This is a genomic window from Dyella humicola (assembly GCF_026283945.1).
Classification (GTDB): Bacteria; Pseudomonadota; Gammaproteobacteria; order Xanthomonadales; family Rhodanobacteraceae; genus Dyella; species Dyella humicola.
In genome coordinates this window covers 2,956,373-2,972,145 of sequence record NZ_JAPDPC010000001.1, presented here as the reverse complement: position 1 = coordinate 2,972,145, position 15,773 = coordinate 2,956,373, and the positions used below count along the sequence as shown (strand labels likewise).

Annotated in this window: 13 protein-coding genes and 1 pseudogene; 10 read left to right on the top strand and 4 right to left on the bottom strand. The window is 64.7% G+C overall.

Annotated features, from left to right (window positions below; genetic code table 11):
* Positions 1–13 precede the first annotated feature (13 nt).
* Both panD and pgi read left to right on the top strand, forming a co-directional pair.
* The gene (gene panD, locus OUZ30_RS13055; protein WP_266182741.1) at positions 14–400 is read left to right on the top strand and encodes an aspartate 1-decarboxylase; all 387 of its coding nucleotides are present in this window, start codon (positions 14–16) and stop codon (positions 398–400) included.
* Between the two features lie 114 nt (positions 401–514).
* Positions 515–2,167 carry a glucose-6-phosphate isomerase gene (gene pgi, locus OUZ30_RS13050; RefSeq protein WP_266182740.1) on the top strand — a complete coding sequence of 551 codons (1,653 nt, stop codon included), beginning with the start codon at positions 515–517 and terminating at the stop codon, positions 2,165–2,167.
* 5 nt (positions 2,168–2,172) lie between these two features.
* On the opposite strand, the gene queG is transcribed toward pgi, so the two are convergent.
* Positions 2,173–3,249: a tRNA epoxyqueuosine(34) reductase QueG gene (queG, locus tag OUZ30_RS13045; protein ID WP_266182738.1), complete on the bottom strand. Its 1,077-nt coding sequence runs from the start codon at positions 3,247–3,249 to the stop codon at positions 2,173–2,175.
* Between the two features lie 59 nt (positions 3,250–3,308).
* On the opposite strand from queG, the gene OUZ30_RS13040 reads away from it, so the two are divergent.
* The 5 genes from OUZ30_RS13040 (at position 3,309) to OUZ30_RS13020 (ending at position 9,996) form a co-directional block, all read left to right on the top strand.
* Positions 3,309–4,793, top strand: a complete 1,485-nt coding sequence (locus OUZ30_RS13040; protein ID WP_266182737.1) for an NAD(P)H-hydrate dehydratase — start codon at positions 3,309–3,311, stop codon at positions 4,791–4,793.
* A 13-nt stretch (positions 4,794–4,806) separates the two neighbouring features.
* Positions 4,807–5,265 carry a tRNA (adenosine(37)-N6)-threonylcarbamoyltransferase complex ATPase subunit type 1 TsaE gene (gene tsaE / locus OUZ30_RS13035; protein ID WP_266182736.1) on the top strand — a complete coding sequence of 153 codons (459 nt, stop codon included), beginning with the start codon at positions 4,807–4,809 and terminating at the stop codon, positions 5,263–5,265.
* Between the two features lie 251 nt (positions 5,266–5,516).
* Positions 5,517–7,091: an N-acetylmuramoyl-L-alanine amidase gene (locus OUZ30_RS13030; protein WP_266182734.1), complete on the top strand. Its 1,575-nt coding sequence runs from the start codon at positions 5,517–5,519 to the stop codon at positions 7,089–7,091.
* Positions 7,092–7,175: 84 nt separating this feature from the next.
* Positions 7,176–9,008 carry a DNA mismatch repair endonuclease MutL gene (gene mutL, locus OUZ30_RS13025; RefSeq protein WP_266182733.1) on the top strand — a complete coding sequence of 611 codons (1,833 nt, stop codon included), beginning with the start codon at positions 7,176–7,178 and terminating at the stop codon, positions 9,006–9,008.
* Between the two features lie 73 nt (positions 9,009–9,081).
* Positions 9,082–9,996, top strand: a complete 915-nt coding sequence (locus tag OUZ30_RS13020; protein WP_266182732.1) for a DUF1684 domain-containing protein — start codon at positions 9,082–9,084, stop codon at positions 9,994–9,996.
* 65 nt (positions 9,997–10,061) lie between these two features.
* On the opposite strand, the gene OUZ30_RS13015 is transcribed toward OUZ30_RS13020, so the two are convergent.
* Positions 10,062–10,844: an enoyl-CoA hydratase-related protein gene (locus OUZ30_RS13015; RefSeq protein ID WP_266182731.1), complete on the bottom strand. Its 783-nt coding sequence runs from the start codon at positions 10,842–10,844 to the stop codon at positions 10,062–10,064.
* 153 nt (positions 10,845–10,997) lie between these two features.
* On the opposite strand from OUZ30_RS13015, the gene bamJ reads away from it, so the two are divergent.
* From bamJ to OUZ30_RS12995, 3 genes and pseudogenes are all read left to right on the top strand, one after another.
* Entirely contained in the window at positions 10,998–11,711 is a 714-nt protein-coding gene (gene bamJ / locus OUZ30_RS13010; RefSeq protein WP_266182730.1) for a BamJ family beta-barrel-assembly machinery protein, read from the top strand.
* 51 nt (positions 11,712–11,762) lie between these two features.
* Positions 11,763–12,556 (top strand): annotated as a pseudogene (locus tag OUZ30_RS13000) (CoA pyrophosphatase).
* A complete protein-coding gene (locus OUZ30_RS12995; RefSeq protein WP_266182727.1) occupies positions 12,553–13,422 on the top strand; it encodes a sulfurtransferase in 870 nt (289 codons plus the stop codon). Before OUZ30_RS13000 ends, OUZ30_RS12995 begins: the two are co-directional and overlap by 4 nt.
* Before the next feature lie 5 nt (positions 13,423–13,427).
* On the opposite strand, the gene OUZ30_RS12990 is transcribed toward OUZ30_RS12995, so the two are convergent.
* Both OUZ30_RS12990 and OUZ30_RS12985 read right to left on the bottom strand, forming a co-directional pair.
* Positions 13,428–14,183, bottom strand: a complete 756-nt coding sequence (locus OUZ30_RS12990; RefSeq protein ID WP_266182726.1) for an enoyl-CoA hydratase/isomerase family protein — start codon at positions 14,181–14,183, stop codon at positions 13,428–13,430.
* Positions 14,184–14,285: 102 nt separating this feature from the next.
* The gene (locus OUZ30_RS12985; protein ID WP_266182724.1) at positions 14,286–15,737 is read right to left on the bottom strand and encodes a DUF4139 domain-containing protein; all 1,452 of its coding nucleotides are present in this window, start codon (positions 15,735–15,737) and stop codon (positions 14,286–14,288) included.
* Between the last annotated feature and the right edge of the window lie 36 nt (positions 15,738–15,773).

The following is a 15,773-nucleotide window of genomic DNA, read 5'->3' as shown; positions in this document are numbered from 1 at the left end:
CGGAAACGAAGTCATGAATCTGAATTTGCTCAAGGCCAAGATCCACCGTGCGACGGTGACTCACGCCGAGCTCCATTACGAAGGCTCCATCGCTATCGACGGCCTGCTGCTCGATGCCTCCGGCATCCGCGAGTACGAGCAGATCCATGCGTGGAATATCAACAACGGCAAGCGCTTCGTCACTTACGCGCTGCGTGCCGAAGAGGGTTCCGGCATCATTTCGGTCAACGGCAGTGCGGCCCACCGCGCCCAGCCGGGCGACCTGATCATCATTGCCGCGTTCGCGCAGATGTCCGAGGCCGAAGTCGAGCAGTTCCAGCCGACCCTGGTCTACGTGGATGCCGACAACCGCATTTCGCATACCAACCGCTCGATTCCGAAGCAGATGGTCGCGGCCTGAATAGCCGCGCCCTGGCTGATGGGCTGGGTGTGACCGCGGTGCAACATTCAGGCTGGCATCCGGGGCTGGGAGCTGCGTAAGATCGGGGTTCCCTCCCGTCATGCATGAGAGCCCATGTCGTCCGAGCACCGTTCGTCCTTTCTGGCAGAGCACGTCGACCGTCTTGCACGCACCCATTTGCGTGAATTGCTGAAGGACTCCAAGCGCGGTAAGCGCTTGCGGCATCGGGCCGGGCCCATCCTGCTGGATTTGAGCCGCCAGAAGTTGGACGACGCGGCGTTGGAAGCGCTTGGCGCACATGCCGAGGCCAGCGGTTGGCAGGCGGCTCGCGACGCCATGTTCGCGGGCGCGCCGATCAATACCTCCGAACAGCGTGCCGTGCTGCATACGGCGCTGCGCGCGAGTGGCTCCACGCTGTCGTCACCAGCACCGCGCGATGCGCTCGAAGAGATCGAGCGGACGCTGCAGCGTATCGGCGCCCTGGTGCAGGCGGTTGGGCAGGGGAATGCCTCCAGCTTCGGCCTCGCCCCCGGCATCACCGATGTCGTCAACATCGGCATTGGCGGCTCCGACCTGGGGCCGCGCCTGGCCGTACGTGCGCTGGCGCCGTTCCACGTGCCGGGCTTGCGCAGCCACTTCCTGACCAATGTCGATGGTCAGTCGGCCTATGAGCTGATGCACGCGCTCGATCCCAGGCGCACCCTGGTCATCGTGGTTTCCAAGACCTTCACGACGCAGGAAACCCTGCTCAATGGCGGCGTGCTGCGTGACTGGATCAGTCGCGCCTATGACGGCGACGCCAACGCCGTATCGCGTCATTTCCTCGCCGTGAGCGCAAACGTTGCCGCCGCGGAAAGCTGGGGCGTGCCGGCGGCGCAGGTCTATCCGATGTGGGACTTCGTCGGCGGGCGCTTTTCACTGTGGTCGGCCGTCGGCTTGTCGTTGGCACTGGCCATCGGCATGTACAACTTTCGTGCCTTGCTGGCCGGTGCGGCTCAGGTGGATGACCACTTCCGCAGTGCGCCCTGGCATGAAAACCTGCCCGTGTTGTTGAGCCTGGTGGAGCTATGGAATCGCAACTCCCAGGGCCGCGGCAGTCGTGCCGTGGTGCCCTATGCGGATCTGCTTACCGATCTCACCTCCTACCTTCAGCAGCTTGAGATGGAGAGCCTGGGCAAGCAGGTCACGCCGCAGGGCCAGCCGGCAGCGCAATCTACCTCGCCCGTCGTGTGGGGCAGCGTAGGCACCAATGCGCAGCACGCTTATTTCCAGGCTTTGCACCAAGGCACGGATGTCGTGCCGCTGGAATTCATCGGCGTGGTGAAGCCGGCGCACGATTTGCAGGCCAATCACGACGCGCTGCTGTCGAACCTGCTGGCGCAGGCCGCGGCTTTGGCGCTGGGCAAGACCTTCGATGAGGCACTGGCGGAAGCCAAGGACGGTGATGCGTCGGCTCGCCGTGTACTCGCGGCACAGCGCACCTTCCCGGGCGATCGCCCCAGCACGGTGATCATGCTCGATGCGCTGACGCCTGAAAGCCTGGGTGCCTTGATCGCGCTGTACGAACACAAGGTGTTCATGCTCGGTCACCTGTGGGGCATCAATGCCTTTGACCAATGGGGCGTCGAGTTGGGCAAGTCGATTGCACGGCAAATTTTGCCGGCGCTGGATGGCAGCCTGGACGATACGGAATCATTCGATTCCGCCACGCGCGCGTTGATCGAGGCGATCCACGAACGTCGCACGAAACAGCACGAACGCAACTGAGGCTCTTACGCCTGCGCTGCATGCCGCGCCAACGCCCAGGCGACGTGCTCGCGCACGATCGGTGAAGCGTGTTCGGCGCGGGATAGCAGCGCGTGTCGCACGACGTCCGTGTGCGGCGCGTTGCCGAGCGCGACCGCGATATTTCGCAGCCAGCCCTCGTAACCGGTGCGGCGTATCGCCATGCCTTCGGTGCGTTGCAGGAATTCCTGTTCGCTCCAGCCGAATAGCTCAACGAGTTTGGCGCCATCGAGTTGGTGGCGTGGCGCGAAATCGGGCTCGGTCGCGTCCTGCGCAAACTTGTTCCACGGGCAGATCAGCTGACAGTCGTCGCAACCAAAGATACGGTTGCCCATGGGCGCGCGCAGTTCCTCGGGGATGCTGCCGCGCAGCTCGATGGTGAGATACGAAATGCAGCGGCGCGCATCGAGCTTGTAAGGCCCGACGATGGCTTGGGTCGGACAGATGTCGATGCAGCGACGACAGCTGCCACAGTGCGCGCTGGCGGGTTCGTCGATCGGCAAAGGCAGGTTGGTATACAGCTCGCCCAGGAAGAAATACGAACCGGCCTGACGATTGATGAGCACCGTGTGCTTGCCGATCCAGCCGAGTCCGGCATTGCGCGCCAGCGCTTTTTCCAGCACCGGGGCGGAGTCGACGAAGGCGCGATAACCGAAATCGCCGATGACCTCATGAATGCGCTCGGCAAGTTTCTGGAGCCGGTTGCGCATCAGCTTGTGGTAGTCGCGTCCCAGCGCATAGCGCGCCACGTAAGCGGCCTCGGGTTCGTCCAGCACGTTCCACGCGTTGCGTGTCCCTGGCGGTATGTAATCCATGCGCACCGAAACCACGCGAACGGTGCCTGGCTCCAGTTCGTGCGGGCGACTGCGCTTGTCGCCGTGACGGGCCATGTACTCCATGTCGCCATGGTGACCGGCATCCAGCCAACGCTTGAGATGGAGCTCGTCTTCGCCCAAATCCGTCCCGGCGATGCCGGCATCGGCAAAGCCCAACTCACGCGCCCAGCGCTTGATATCGCGGGCGAGCGCAGCGTAGTCGGGCGTGTGCAGGGGAGTCGCGGCCATGTGCCTATTGTAGGTGCTGCAGGCCCAGGTCCTGCGGCGGGCATGCCTATAATTCACCGATGACTGCCAACGACCACCGCCACGAGCTTTATACCGTCGACCAGGTGCGTGCGCTCGATCGCCGCGCCATCGAGTCACTGGGCATCCCAGGCTACGAACTCATGCAGCGCGCCGCCGCGGCCGCGCTGGTTTGTCTTCGGCAGCACTGGCCGCGTGCGCGGCGCATCGCGGTGTATTGCGGCCCCGGCAACAACGGTGGGGATGGCTACCTGCTGGCCGCACTGGCGCTTGAGGCTGGCTTGCATGCCGACGTGATCGCGTTGGGCGAGAGCCAGGGCGACGACGCGGTGCGTGCGCGCCGCGAGTTCGAACAGGGCGGTGGCACGGTGCATCTGTGGCAGGGGAGTGGTGAGTTGCCCTTGGCGGATGTGCAGATCGATGGCTTGTTCGGCACCGGGCTGCGGCGCGCGTTGGCACCCGACGTTGCGCAGCTGGTGCGCCAGATTCAGGCCCGTGGCGCGCCCATTCTCGCGCTCGATGTGCCGTCGGGCGTGAATGCCGATACGGGTGAGGTGCCGGGTGAGTCCGTGCAAGCTGATGTCACCGTCACGTTCATTGCCGCCAAGCGCGGCCTCTACACGGGGCAGGCGCCGGGTTATGTGGGGCACGTGCAGTTGGACCGCTTGGGCTTACCCGAGGCGCTGTGGCAGGGACGCCACGCGGATGCCGAGCTGCTGCGGGTGCAGGCCCTGCCACCGCGCCCTCGTCAGGCCCACAAGGGCAACAACGGCCATGTGCTCGCTATTGGTGGCGAGCACGGCACGGCGGGGGCGATTCGCCTGTGCAGCGAGGCTGCCCTGCGTGGTGGCGCGGGCCTGGTCAGTGTGGCGACGCGCGGCGAGCATCTGGTGGCGCTCAATAGCGCTCGACCGGAAATGATGGCGCACGAGGTGAATGGGCCGCAGGCGCTGGCGCCGTTGCTGGAGCGCGCCACCGTGCTGGCGGTAGGGCCCGGATTGGGGCAGGGCGCCTGGGGCCACGCGCTCTGGTTGACCGCACTGGAATCCGGGCTGCCCCTGGTGCTCGATGCCGACGGCCTGAACCTGCTGGCGCGTGAGCCACGGCAGCTGGCGGGACGCGCGGTGCTGACGCCGCACCCGGGTGAGGCGGCGCGCTTGCTGGGCTGCGATACCGCGACGATCGGCGCGGACCGTTTCGCGGCCGCGCGCGAACTGGCACATCGTTTCGGCGCGATCGTGGTCTTGAAAGGCGCTGGCAGCCTCGTGGCAGCACCCGAGGGGCGAGTGGCGGTATGTCCCTGGGGCAATCCCGGCATGGCTTCCGGTGGCATGGGCGACCTGCTGACGGGCATCATCGCGGCCTTGCTTGGCCAGGGTTGCGAGCCCTGGCAAGCGGCCTGCCTGGGCGTGGGCTTGCACGCGCGCGCGGGTGACCTTGCGGCCCGCAAGGGCGGCGAACGCGGCCTGCTCGCCAGCGATCTGCTGGAGCCTCTGCGGCTCCTCCTCAACGGAAAGGGCGCATGAACGGAAAGGGCGCATGATGGATCAGCACTGGGAGCTTGCCGACGAAGCGGCTACGGCCGCGCTGGCCCGACAGCTGGCCGGCGTGATCGATGAAGGGCTGGTGGTTTATCTGCACGGTGATCTGGGGGCCGGCAAGACCAGCTTTGCGCGAGCATTGCTCGGGGCGCTGGGCGTCGGTGAGCGGATCAAAAGCCCTACCTACAGCCTGGTCGAGTCCTATCGCGCACAGGATCGGGCCGCGTGGCACCTGGATCTCTACCGCATTGCCGATCCGGGCGAGCTCGAATGGCTGGGTCTGGATGCGCTGTCAGACCCCGCGGCCCTGGTGCTGGTGGAATGGCCTGAGCGAGGCACGGGCGCCCTGCCGACGCCCGATCTGATCCTGCATCTCAGCTACGCCGGCACCGGTCGGGCTGCCGCCATGGAGGCGCGTACGGAGCGGGGCGCACGCGTGGTGTCCCGGCTCGCCTGAGGGCTGCCTGCGCACCACCTTTCGTGCTGTGTTTTGGCTAAGTATCGGTACTTCTTGAGATTTTTCTTCGAGGCTTGCATCGGCAGGAAGCCTTCAGTTTGCGTGGCTTGCGGCCGATAGCTGGAGGCGATCTGACAAAACAGCTGCAGGTTATGGATATTCAAAGGAAAACCTCTTGCAATCGGCAGGCGAGTGGGCTTCAATTCCGCACCATGAAGGGATATTGGACGCATCCTGCTTTGCTTGGTGCCATGGCCTTGATGGCTCTGGTGCCTTTTTGCGTCGCGCGTGCGGCCGATGTGAAGTCCGCTCGCGTCTGGGCTGGCCCCGAATACACCCGCGTCGTGCTCGACGTGTCCGGCCCGGTGACTTACAAGGTCAAGCAGGATGGCGACCAGCTGACGGTCGACGTAAGCGACAGCGCCATCAGCAGCGACTTCAGCTCCCCCTCGGCCCAGGGGCTCTACAAGGGGCTCAGTGGCGAGCGACAGGGCAACAATGTCAGGCTCACGGCCAAGATCGACCCCTCCAGCAGCATCAAGAGCTTCCTGCTGAAACCGCAGGCGGACTACGGCTACCGCCTGGTCGTGGATCTTTATCCCGCTAGCGGCATGGCGTCCAAGCCCGTCGTGCGCGGGTCGGATGACGACGGCCCGGCGGCCGTGGCCGCAGCGCCAGTCGCCGCGCCAGCCGTATCGGCACCTGATCCGGCGTCGACCTACACACCGTCGCCCTCGCGTAGCGGGAGCAAGTCCGGCCTCAAGCCAACCCAGAGCGGCATGGCCTCCACTCGGGCAGCAGCGGCGCTGTTGAACGGCGAGCGCAAGGTGGTGATTGCCGTCGATGCCGGCCATGGCGGCGACGATCCGGGCGCTCATGGTCCCAGCGGCACGCTGGAGAAAAACGTCACCCTCGCGGTCGCGCGCCAGCTGGCGGAGCAGATCAACCAGCAGCCCGGCATGCGTGCCGTGCTGACGCGTAGCACGGACTTCTTCATCCCGCTGGCGCAGCGTTACCAGATCGCACGCAACAACTCCGCCGACCTCTTCATCTCGATCCACGCCGACGCCTTCGTCAATGGCGATGCCAAGGGTTCATCGGTGTGGGTGTTGTCGCCGCGCGGCAAGACCAATATGGCCGCGCAATGGTTGGCAGATGGCCAGAACCGAGCCGACCTGATCGGTGGCGTCACGCTGGACGACAAGAACGACGGCCTGGCCGCCGTGTTGCTGGACCTGCAGCAGGGCTATTCCATGCAGGCCAGCGAGTCGGTGGCCGGCAACGTGCTGAGCGCCCTGGGCAATCTCGGTCCGACCCATCGCGGCTATGTGGAACGGGCAAACTTTGTGGTGCTGCGTTCGCCCGACGTGCCGTCGATCCTGGTCGAGACCGCCTTCATCAGTAATCCGGACGAGGAGCGCAAGTTGCGCGATCCCTCGCATCAGGCGCGCCTCGCCACGGCGGTAATGAGTGGCGTGCGCGGTTACTTCGAAGCCACGCCGCCGCCTGGCAGCTGGTTTGCCGCCCAGGCGGCGCGTCGCAGCGGGGTTGCGCTGGCCACGTCGAAGGGCAGCGATGACGACACCTCGGCTCGCGCCAACAAGGCCGTGGCGCAGGCGATGGCCTCGTCCAGCAAGGGCCCCAGCGGCGATGGATCAAGCGCTGACGATGGGGTGCGCGACCTGCATCGCGTCGAGCCTGGCGAGAACCTGCGCAGCATCGCTCGCGAGTACGGCGTAAGCATCGATGCGCTGAAAAACGCCAATCGCATCAATGGCGACAGCGGGGTACGCGTGGGCATGGTGTTGACCATTCCTGCGAGTTGAGCGCTTTCCTGAGGTGACCGACCTCGCCGCCTCCAGGCGGCGCTTTTGCTTTCGCCCGGGCAGGGCAGGCTTTAAGCTTCGCCGATGCCTGTCATCCGTGCCCTTCCCCCCGAACTCATCAACCAGATCGCCGCTGGCGAGGTGATCGAGCGCCCTTCTTCCGTGGTCAAGGAACTGGTCGAGAACAGCCTGGATGCCGGCGCCACCCGGATCGAGGTCGACATCGAGCAGGGCGGCGCGCGATTGATCCGCGTACGCGACGATGGCTGCGGGATTTCACCGGACGAGCTGCAGTTGGCCGTGGCCTCGCACGCCACCAGCAAGATCGGTAGCTTCGACGATCTTGAGCATGTCGCCAGCATGGGATTTCGCGGCGAAGCCCTCGCCTCAGTGTCGTCGGTGGCGCGTTTCGCGCTGACCTCGCGCGCGCAAGGACAGGACACCGCATTCCGCATCGAGGTCGATGGCGGCAAGATGCAGGCGGCGCGACCTGCGCAGCATCCGCAGGGCAGCAGCGTCGAAGTGCGTGACCTGTTCTACAACGTTCCTGCGCGCCGAAAATTTCTTCGCGCGGAGCGAACGGAGTTCGCGCATATCGACGACCTGCTGAAGTCGCTCGCACTGGCACGTCGCTCGGTGGAATTTCGCCTGAGTCATAACGGCAAGCCGGTGCGCATACTCAAGGCGGCACGCGATGAGGGCGCCGCACTGCAGCGTGTGGCCGAGGTGCTGGGCGAGGATTTTCCGCAGCAGAGCCTGCGTGTCGATCACGCGGCGGCGGGCCTGCACTTGTCGGGTTGGGTCGGGTTGCCTACGGCGTCTCGTTCGCAGGCGGATTCGCAGTACTTCTACGTCAACGGGCGCCTGGTGCGCGATCGCATCGTGGCCCATGCCGTGCGTCAGGCCTATGCCGACGTGCTGTTCCACGGTCGTCATGCCGCGTTCGTGCTCTACCTGGAGCTCGATCCGGCTGGCGTGGACGTGAACGTGCATCCCGCCAAGCACGAAGTGCGTTTCCGTGAGCAGCGGCTGGTACATGACTTTCTGTTCCGCACCCTGCATGAAGCGCTGGCGCAGACGCGTGCAGGCAACGTGGGGTTGCCGCCGCAGGAGGCCGCTCCAGTGGCGATACCGTCGTTCGGCATATCGTCGTCGACACCTGCGTTGTCGGCACCGGCATGGCCCAACTCGTTCAGCCAGAGCCGGCTCAGTCTGGGTGTGCGCGAGCAGCCACTGGCTGGCTACGCTGCCCTGCTGGGCGAGCCGGCCGCCACGCAGCCGCCCTTGGCTTATGCGGCGAACTCGCCCATGCCCGAAGCGGCGGATGACGAGGCGCCGCCCCTGGGCTTCGCCATCGCGCAACTCAAGAGCATCTACATCCTGGCTGAGAATACGCATGGCCTGATCCTGGTCGACATGCATGCCGCGCACGAGCGCATCACCTACGAAAAGCTCAAGGCGGGTCGGGCCTGCAGCAACCTGCGTTCGCAGATGATGCTGGTGCCGCTGAACGTGGCCGTGAGCGCGAAGGAGGCTGCCGCTGCCGAAGAGCATGCGGATGCGCTGGCCGAATGGGGGCTGGAGTTATCGCGCAGCGGTCCTTCGGGCGTGGTCGTGCGACGTATTCCCGCCTTGCTGGAAGGGGCTGACGTTGCCCAGCTGTGTCGCGATGTGCTCGCCGAACTGGCCCAGCACGGCACTTCGCGGCGCCTGCAGGAGTTGGAAAACGAGCTGCTTTCCACCATGGCTTGCCATGGTTCGGTGCGGGCAGGGCGGCGCCTGACCATTCCGGAAATGAATGCCTTGTTGCGTGAAATGGAAACCACCGAGCGATCGGGACAATGCAACCATGGGCGCCCGACCTGGACGCAGCTGAGCTTGTCCGAGCTGGACAAGCTGTTCCTGCGCGGTCGCTGAGCCTGCCATGACGCGCTTGCCACATCGACAAATGGACGGCCATACTCGGACCCTGATGTCGACGGGGCCTGCCATGTTGCGTACCACCGTTTTTGCTTTCGTCTTGAGCCTTGGAGTTGCAGCCGTGCATGCCCAGAATCCCTCCGCCGCAACCCCGGCCGATGTCTCGCAACAAGTCCTGCAGTGGCAGCAGAAGCGCCTGGCCAGCCTCACCGCACCCAGCGGCTGGCTGAGCCTGATCGGTCTGGAATGGTTGAATGAAGGTGTCAACCGGGTCGGCAGCGCGGCCGACAACGACATCGTGCTCAAGGCCGGTCCTGCGCACCTTGGTGTGGTGACGCTGAGCAAGGAGGGCGCGATGCACATCGTGCTCGACAACGACAGCGGCGCCACCATCGATGGCAAGCCGGTGCTTGAGGCCAATCTGGTTGACGACATGCACGCCAGCGCAGCCTCGCCGGCGACGATCGTGGCTTTTGGCTCAGCCAATTTCTTCGTCATCGATCGTGATGGGCGCAAGGGGTTGCGCGTCAAGGACAGTCAGGCCGAGACGCGCAGCCATTTCCTCGGCCTCGATTATTTCCCGATCGATCCGTCGTGGCGCATCGTCGCCGACTGGGTGCCGTTCGACCCACCGCATGAGCTGGAAGTGGGCTCCGTACTCGGCACCATCAACAAGGAAAAAGTACCGGGCAAGGCCGTGTTCCATCGTGATGGCCACACCTACGAGCTGCTGCCGATCCAGGAAGAGCCCGACTCGCTGTTCTTCGTGATCGCTGATCGCACTTCCGGTCATGAGACCTATGGCGCCGCGCGATTCCTGTATGCCGATCTGCCCAAGGACGGCAAAGTCGTGCTCGATTTCAACCGGGCGTATAACCCGCCATGTGCTTTCACGCCGTATGCGACCTGTCCGCTGGCGCCGCCGGAAAACAGGCTGGATTTGCGCGTGATCGCCGGCGAAAAAAACTATCGCGGCGGACACTGACACGGTGCCTGGTAACGGGGATGGGGAGCGGGGGCGCTCCACTACGCATCCCCGCTCTTGCGCGCTCAGCGGCCCTGGAACTCGGCCTTGCGTTTCTCCAGGAAAGCGGTTGTGCCTTCGCGCATGTCCTCGGTGGAGAAGGCGAGGGCGAAGGCCTGCGTCTCGAACTCAAGTCCTTGATCGATCGTGGTTTCGCCACCTTGCAACACGGCATCCAGGATGCCGGCGGCGGCCAGTGGCGCGGCCTGGGCGAGTTGATCGGCCAAGCTGTTTACGGACTCATCCAGCGCTTCGGCTGCCGCCACGCGGGTGACCACCCCTAGCTCGTACGCACGCTGGGCGTTGATCAGGCTGCCAGTCAGGCATAACTCCAGCGCCGCGCCACGACCGGCAAGGCGAAGCAGGCGTTGGGTGCCGCCAAAGCCCGGAATCAGGCCGAGGTTGATTTCCGGCTGGCCGAACTTCGCCTTTTCGCTGGCGACGCGCAGATGGCAGGCCATCGCCAGTTCCATGCCGCCGCCGAGGGCGAAACCCTGGATGCGCGCGATGACCGGTTTGCCGAGGCGTTCGATCAAGCTCATCAAGCGCTGTCCCGTACGCGAGAAACCCTGAGCCTGTATTGGGCTGTAGCCATTCATCTCGGCAATATCGGCGCCCGCCACGAAGGCTTTCTCACCCGCGCCAGTCAGCACGACTACGCGTACGGCGTCGTCCTGGCCGGCCTGGTTAAAGGCCAGGGTCAGTTCGTTGAGTGTTTCGCGATTGAGCGCGTTGAGCTTGTCCGGACGGTTGACGGTGATCGTGCGAACCGCGCCGCGGTTGGCGATTTCAAGATTTCGATAGGCCATGAGGAAATCCGGCGGGGAAAACAGGCATAGTACCAGTGGGAACCTTTGTCGCCGCCGGCGTTCTCAGCAGGGACGCCGGATTTGCCGGTGTTCGCTGCACGATCCGCCCGGACCGCTTACGATGGTGGAGTTCCGGCTGTAATGGAGATAGGCATGGCACAACTGCGTTGGCTGGCTCTGGGCGTCCTGTTATGGGGTGCGGCAGTGCATGCGCAGGACAACGCGGCATCGCGCGATGCCGCTTCGACCAGGCTCGACAAGAGCAAGCTCTCCTATGCCATTGGATTCCAGATTGGCAGCCAGTTTGCCAATGGCGATCCGGATATCGATATTCCAACGCTTCAGCGGGCCATCCAGGATGCTTACTCGAAGAAGCGTCCGAGCGTGTCCATGCAAGACATGCATGATCAGCTGCAAATGCTCGACGAACAGATGCACGCGACGGCGATCGCCGAGTTCAAGCGCATCGCCGAAAGCAATGCGCGCAAGAGTGCCGATTTCATGGATCGCAATCGCCAGCAGGTGGGTGTGATCCAACTGCCGTCGGGCATCCAGTACGCGGTGATCAGGAAAGGCGAGGGCAGGATCAGTCCTGGCGTCACCAGTATGGTCACGGTGAATTATCGCGGCATGCTGGTCGACGGCACCGAGTTCGACAGTACCTGGGCCCGCGGTGCGCCGGTTCATTTCGAGATCGACAAGGTGATCCGCGGCTGGCAGGACGTGATTCCACGCATGCACGTGGGCGACCGCTGGAAGGTGGTGATTCCACCGCAGCTGGCCTATGGAACGCATGGTGCCTTGCCGCGCATCGGGCCGAACGAGGCGCTGGTGTTCGAAATCGAGCTGCTCGATATCCAGCAGTGACCGAGGGATGCCCTGCTAGCCGATGCCGAATCAGCTAGCATTAGCGGGCTCATGCTCAACGATCCCGCTCCAACCATCACCGTCTCCTTGTCGCCCTGCATTGGCATCTGCAGGCTCGATGGGCGTGGCTATTGCATCGGCTGCCTGCGTACGGGCGACGAGATCGCCCGTTGGCGTGGCATGAACGACAACGAGCGCCTGCGTTACATGCGCGAGGTGCTTCCGCCGCGCAAGGTCCCGTGATGGGCGAGGTGCTGACCCATCTCCACTCGGCGCTGTTGCCCTTGTCGGCACCGCCGACCGGCCAGGGTTGGAATCACCGTGATATGGCGGAGCTCCTGGGCAACGCGCCACGACGTCCAGCCGCTGTGCTGGTGGGTGTGCGGGAGGGTGTCCAGCCGCGTCTGGTGCTCACGGTGCGTACCGATCATCTGCATGATCACGCGGGACAGGTGGCGTTTCCCGGCGGCCGCACGGATCCGGAGGATGCCGACGCCATTGCGACGGCGCTGCGTGAGAGTGAGGAGGAGATCGGCCTGGCGCGCAAGTTGGTCACACCGTTGGGCTTCCTCGATCGCTTCGAAACCGTGAGCGGCTATTGCATCACGCCGGTAGTGGCGCGCATCGATCCCGACGCGCGGCTTTATCCCGCACCGAATGAAGTGGCGGAAGTATTCGAGGTGCCGCTGTCATTCTTCCTGGAGCCGGCCAATTTGCGGCGCTACACCATGGAGTTTCGCGGACATCGGCGCGACATGGTGGAATTCGTGCATGGCGGTCACCGCATCTGGGGCGCTACCGCCGCCATGGTCTTTAACCTTCTGCAGAGGATGGGCCGGGCATGACCCTCAAATCCACCTTGATCGCAGCCAGCGAACTTGCCGCGCTGTCGCCGCAAGACGTTCTGGTTGTCGATTGCCGCTTCGAGTTGATGGCGCCAGCCCATGGCGAGCGTGACGTTGCCAAGGGCGAACGTGATTATCTCGAAGCGCATATCCCGGGCGCGGTGTACGCAAGCCTCGACAAGGATCTCTCCGATCTTTCGCGCCAGGCCGAAGGGCTTGGGCGCCATCCGTTGCCGCTGGAATCGGCGTTCTCTGCGGTATTGTCGAGTTGGGGTTGGCGTCCCGGCTTGCAGGTAGTGAGTTACGACGCTGCCGGCGGCTCGCTCGCGGCGGCACGCCTGTGGTGGTTGCTGCGACTCGTCGGTGTGCGGGAAGTGGCCGTGCTCGATGGCGGTTATGCCGCATGGTTGGCGGCTGGCTTGCCGGTGGAAGCGGGTAACGTGACGCGCGCGCCCAGCAAGGTCGAGCTGCACTACGACACCAGTCGCTATCGGACGGATCACGCCCATCTGCTCGGCGTGCCGGAAGAACTGTTGCTCGACGCCCGCGCCGCGCCGCGTTATCGCGGCGACGTGGAGCCGATCGATCGTGTGGGCGGGCATGTGCCGGGGGCGCTCAATCGACCGTTCTCGGAGAACCTGGGCGCCGATGGCCACTTCAAGTCGGCGGAAGCGTTGCGCCGGGAATTCCTTGAGGTCCTTGGCACGCACGCGCCACACGACGTCGTACACATGTGCGGCTCTGGCGTTACCGCATGCCACAACCTGCTGGCAATGGAGCACGCAGGGCTGGTCGGCTCGCGCTTGTACGCTCCTTCATGGAGCGGCTGGGTCAGCGACCCAAGCCGCCCTGTGGCGAAGGGATAAGAGCCTCAGTCTTTCTTCTTGAGGCGAGCCACCAGCTGCTGTAGCACGGCCTGGGTTTCCGGGTGGAAGTAGGCGTCGACGAACTGGTCGATCGGCAAGGCGTCGACGTCAGTCCATGCCTCGATGAGATCGGCTCGCGCCAGAGCGCGGGTGGTGAGCATGGCGTGGGAAGGCAGTGCCAGCATGCCATTCATCCAATGCAGGGCGCGCGTGGTGACCTGTTCCAAGCCTGCCAGCTCGTCCACGAAGCCGCAGGCGAGTGCCTGGGACGATTCGATCATCGCACCGGCGACGAGCAGGCGTTCCGCGCGATAGGCTCCCACGACGCGGCGTAGCGCCATCTGAATGCACTCCGGTACCACCAGCCCCACCTGGACTTCATTGAGGCCGATGCGGAACGGGCCCTCGGCCATCACGCGGTAGTCGCAGAACAGCGACAGTACCGCGCCGCCCGCCGGACTATGGCCGGTGATCGATGCGACGACGGGCACGGGCGACAGCGCCAGCTTGGAGCAGGTAAGGAAGAACTCGCGCCAGAATTCGCGTACGCCCGCGCGATCGCGTCCCAGCAGGGTCGGAACGTCAACGCCCGCCGAAAACATGCCTTGGGCACCGGACAGCACGATGCCGCGCGCGCCGGCATTCAACGCTTCGTCGATGGCGCCACGGACGGCTCGCAGCAGATCCACGTTGAGCGCGTTGACAGGCGGGCGCGCCATGTTGATTTCGGTGATGGCGTCGTGGGTGATCAGGTTGAGCATGGCTGAGCCCTGGAAGGAGTGAATAGCGGGAAGTGAGAGTAGCAAACCCGCCAGCGCGTGGTGTCTGCCGCTTCATTCCGCGCTTCTTCACGTACGTTTGCCTTACTGCGGTTGCTCTTCGGCCGTCCACTGGTAACGCACCGCATAATCCAGCGTGGCCTTGCCCCTGGCCGGTACGCTCACCTGGAACTCCAGGCTGTCCGGCGTTTGCTGACTAGGCTTGATGCTTGACGACGCCAGTGTCCATTCACGCCAGCGGACCGGGTGCTCGCGAACTGTGACGGTGCGGGCGCTGTCGCCTGCGTTGGTCAGCGTGATGCGGAAGGCTTCGTTGAGCGTGCGACCAGCCTTGTCCACCTGGAACGCCGTGCGCTCGCGCTCGCCACGCAGGTCGAAGGCATTGCCGAGCACGATGCGTGCATCGCTGCCCTTCGGCGTGTCGTCGATGCGACCCTCGCCGATGAATTGCGGCGTGCCGTTGCTATCGACGGCCAGCACGCGCAGGTAGCCGGCAGGCAGACTGTCGAACGCGCGCACCTGCAGCGTGCTCACAATTGCGCTATTGCTGCCTTGAAGATAGTCGCGGCCGATCATGGGGTGCGGTGGAACCCAGTTGCCGCCGTTCTCATAGAGCGCGGTGCGTTCGCAATCAATCGTGCGTGTGGCGTACAGCGGCACCTGACTGACGCTGCCGTCGGGCAGATCGACGGCGGCCGGCAGCGTATAGGTGCGGTAGTCGGCGAGCGCGGCTTGCTCCGGCAGTTCTGCACTGTCTGTCTTGGCGCGAACCGCGTGAGCCATGGCCATCGGTCGAGGCGCCGATGGCTTGGCGAATTGAGGTTCCCCTGCCACCAGGGTCAGTTGCAGGTTTTTCCAGTCGCGTCCGCTACGGTTGGCGATGCTGGCGCGTGATTCGAATTGCAGCTTGCAGCTGTTTCCGGATTGCAGCGTACCGACGTACGCGGCGCGCCACCCCAGGCCGCTGGTGGGGTAGCTCAAAGTGGCGCGCGTGGTACCCGCGCGGCTCGCGTCGATGTGCAGCTCGAGGCTGGAGCCGGTCTGAAAACTGCCTTGCGCGCGTACCGAGGCAAACTCGCGGATCAGGCTGGTACGCCCTGAGGCGTCCTGTACCAGTAAACCATCGCCGGCGCGCAGCAGGGTGCCGCTGGCGAGCGGCTGTCCGCTATTAGCCAGCACGTCCACCTGTTGACCGATCAGGCTGCCCAGGGCGGCGTTCTGGCCCTGGCCCAACTGCAGCCGCTGTGAAATGACTGTGGCGGTGTTGCCATCGACGGTCAGTGCCAGCGCTTCGGAATCCAGATATTGCGGCAGGCCGCCGAGGCGGAGGTCCTGCATACCGGCTTTCAGCTGAAGTTCGCGGGGCTCACGTGCGACGGCGTAGCCTGCTTGCATATTGCCGCCATCGCCGGCGCTGAACAGCGCGGCATCATCGCTGCGATAGAGCGTGAGGCTGGTGGATGCCGATGATGCCGCGGCAGCAGTCGCCGTCGCCGCGATGGCGAAGGTGAGAAGGCGGAGGGGAAGCGGGCTCACGGTCGAACTCCTTTCGGGTGGTCGACGTGAATCTTA